Here is a 3,574-nt window from a genome sequence, read left to right on the forward strand (position 1 = left end):
TAACATGTTTCTGGGATTGAGTGGAAATCACAGAAAATGGTGAAGACCCATTTTTAGATTCTTTAATGCAACAAAGATTAATATTGAGCTAACTAAGGTCATAAGTGACGCAAGTAAATAAATATTTTGAGGACCCAGTAAATCCGATATTGTTCCCATCAAGAAAATAGAAAAGCCAAAGACCACGCTATTTATTGAACTATAAAAACCATAAAATGCGGTTAAGTCATCATCTTTTACGTGAAGCTGTAGTAAAGTTCTTTGAGCCGAATCTCTTAATTGATAAAACAACCCTAACACAAAAACCAAAATCAGAGACATTAATGGAATTTTGTTAAGTCCAAATATAAAAACAAATACGCTAACTCCTAATGAGCCTAAGGACATACTAATAACCAATTTTCTTCTTATAATAGAAGAAATTATAATTAAAACACTGGAACTCAAAATAGTACCAAGGTAATAGCTTGTATTAATATATCCCCACCAATTTTCTCCTTTATGCAAGACCTCTCTAACAAAAGCAAGAGTAATACCACCAATCCATATACCACTAGCAATACCTTCAATAATATCGACTATCAGCATTTTCAGAAGAAAAGGATTGCTTTTTACAACTCTCCAACCATCTAATCTAAATATTTTCTTCTTTTTATGTTTCATCTTATCAATTTTTATATTCATTGATTTAAAGAGGAGGGCTGGAAACAGATAGGAAAAAGTTATAGCAACTAAGATCCAAAGTTTATCAAAGTATACTACCAGTAACCCGCCCATCCCCCAAGATAACAAGCTAACTGTTTGTTCTAAGAAGGAAATAATATTATTTGCCCTAAATAATTGCGTATGTGTCACAACCTTAGGAACTAATGAATTACGGCATGGCAAGATGATACCTTCAATATAACTAATAAAAAATACAAATAAATATATAAATGTTGTTGTGAATGTGTTTAATTCTATTAGTTTAAAATAGACTATAAAAAAACTTAGTAATAGCACTTGAAATAAATAAAAAGAAGAAATTAGTCTAGTAATGTCAAATCTTTCTGTATAAAAAGGAAGTTGCAACCCACTAATAATTTTAGCTATAGTTCTAACCAATGCGACAATTGCTGCAAGAGTTGCAGATTTTGTATATTCGTAAATAAAAGATGTTGCTACAATTGTATATAGAATACCAGAAATATTTGTAATAACATTTCCAAATGCCAACTTATAAAAATTCAAAGTCAATAGTATCACCAACACCTTAATATATTGCTTTATTAGTTATAGGTTTTTTTAATGCTCTCTGTATCAAATAAACAGGAATATTTTTCACACATCTTATTCCCATTTCATTGTGTCGGCAAAATGGGATATCTTTGGCTCTATACGATGGAAACATTAAACCTGGATGAGAGTAAAACGATCCCCCTTTGAGCACTGCGAATGCGTTGGCTTTCGTTTGAGTACTTTCCCATACAGGATGAAACATTCTACGAGTTTTAAAATCACTTCTGGTCCACTCCCAAGTGTTCCCAACCATATCTACAACACCATAAAAACTTATGTTCGTTGGATTTTTTAATGAGATTGTATAGCTATCAAGTGAGGTGTCTTGATGAGCTTTTAATATCGTTTTTCGCCACTCGTCCAAGGAATCAATGCTTGTACCATACAAACTTCCCGAATATCTAACCTTTGTAGGATCAAACGAATTACCCCATGGCCATATTAATCCCTCGGGTCCTCGAGCAGCTTTTTCCCATTGAAATTCAGTAGGAAGCTCCTTCCCTTTCCAACGCGCAAAAGCAAATGCATCATAAAAATCAATACCAGTCACAGGATGGTCAGGTTTGTAACGCGGATCCCAGTAAGTATTACGTCTATGCTCTTTACCCTCTGGTTCATTAGGATGACAAAAAATATGTCCATTTTCTTCAATGAAATCGGTAAACTCATCATATTCTTTATTAGTAACGGGATACTTATCGATAAAAAATGGAGGAAGCCAAACTTTCATTTTTGGAACACTATCATTCCAATTAAATGTTTTGTAAGGAACTTCATTTTCATTTAATCCGTATTCAAAAAAACCACCAGGAATAAAAACCATTCCTTCCTCTTCAATTCTCTCGAACTCTTCTAACAATTCAGTCGGAATTTTTTCTTCAAAGTCATAGTTTCCCGGTAACACACCATATGTTTGAAAATAATGTTTTAACATTCGAAGTTCCTCTTCATTTTTCGTTCCAAAAATATCCAGAAATGTTTCTAAAACCTTTTGAGCACCTAACCCCACCGGTTTGTTTGGAAAATGCAACTTCTCTGTTACATCACCAATTATTTTTGAAAGGTTTGGTATAGCTTCTTCAATTCTGTATTTTCCACAGACCTCCATTGCCCTAAATGAAACTAAGTCATCTGGATCAAGAGTAAGATTAACTATGGTTTCTACCGCAGAAAAGTAAGGGATCCAATTTTCAACTACTTCAATAAGTTTATATCTAACATATGCTATCGGGTGGGACATACACATTCCAAAAATGTTTTCGGCCGCTACTGGATGTTCAACTTTATGTAGTAAAGGTAAAATTTTATGATCAATCAAATCTCTAAATTCCTCCGCACACTTAGGCGAAGTCTGCTCCATTAGTTGTTCTACTTCACTTAATATATCTATGTCTTTATTATATAAATCCAGGTGTTCGGCAGTTTTACACAACATATTATTACCTCCAATAGGTATTTAGCTTTTCCATATGTATGAAATTTATATAAAATTTAATTTAAAGATTCTACTTCCGACTAAATAAATATGGATTCCGTCAGGATACCAAAACGAGTGGGTACACCAAAAATCGAACTTCTGACAATCTATTTTTATTATGAATTAAAAAGTTGAAATGTTAATTAAGATTTAAGTAGAACTATGTTTATATCCAAACATTACAATTAAAAATAAAAATATTAAGCATTAAGCCATTAAGGAAATAAACATACTATAAGGCAGGGGGAGATCTCATCAAATAAGATGAGATACCCCATATAGTATTAACCCCATTTTTCGTTTTGCATACAAATCGTTGGTTGAGAAAGAGCTTTTCTCCAATTCTTGTTTAACTTTTTCATATTGTCACCTCCTTTACTAATTTTAAACAGTTAATACAATTTAAATTTAAAATTATATTAATATTTTGTCAATATGTTTTTTTAAAATTTTGTAAATTTTAAATGTTTTACTTTTAGAAATATTAAACTTAACATGATTCTATATGCAGGTTGTTGTTTACCTCAATCCGTGACAGAAGCGTATCAAAAATGCTGGAAAACCTAATCATGCCGAGGTTTCAACTCAATTTCGAATGTTCACCTATTAGGTGAAGAACCCTAGGAGCAATATTTGTTGATTTATATACATCCAATTTAAAATTTTAACCTCTGGTTCACGCAGTACACCCGATGCGGCGTAACACCTCATCCGGGTGTTGTAGAACGTACTGTTCAAAGCGAGTAATGGATTGGGCAATGTCATTTTGATCCTTGTGAAAAACGTTGGCAATCACTTCATCTTTCAACCACTTCCACA

At 32.6% G+C, this 3,574-nt stretch carries 2 protein-coding genes; both read right to left on the reverse strand.

Going from position 1 to position 3,574, the window contains the following annotated elements; all coding sequences use genetic code 11:
• Positions 1-27: 27 nt before the first annotated feature.
• Positions 28-1,215 (reverse strand): MFS transporter, encoded by a 1,188-nt coding sequence (locus ACYQY7_RS13745; RefSeq protein ID WP_461202902.1) that lies wholly within the window; start codon positions 1,213-1,215, stop codon positions 28-30.
• Between the two features lie 37 nt (positions 1,216-1,252).
• Positions 1,253-2,713: a formylglycine-generating enzyme family protein gene (locus tag ACYQY7_RS13750; protein ID WP_461202904.1), complete on the reverse strand. Its 1,461-nt coding sequence runs from the start codon at positions 2,711-2,713 to the stop codon at positions 1,253-1,255.
• Positions 2,714-3,574: the final 861 nt, after the last annotated feature.

It is taken from the genome of Anoxybacillus sp. TBDG-1 (assembly GCF_054815885.1).

Excerpts from the sequence above, each read along its gene's own strand:
- ACYQY7_RS13750 (WP_461202904.1), bottom strand. The coding sequence starts at position 2,713 with ATGTTGTGTAAAACTGCCGAACACCTGGATTTATATAATAAAGACATA.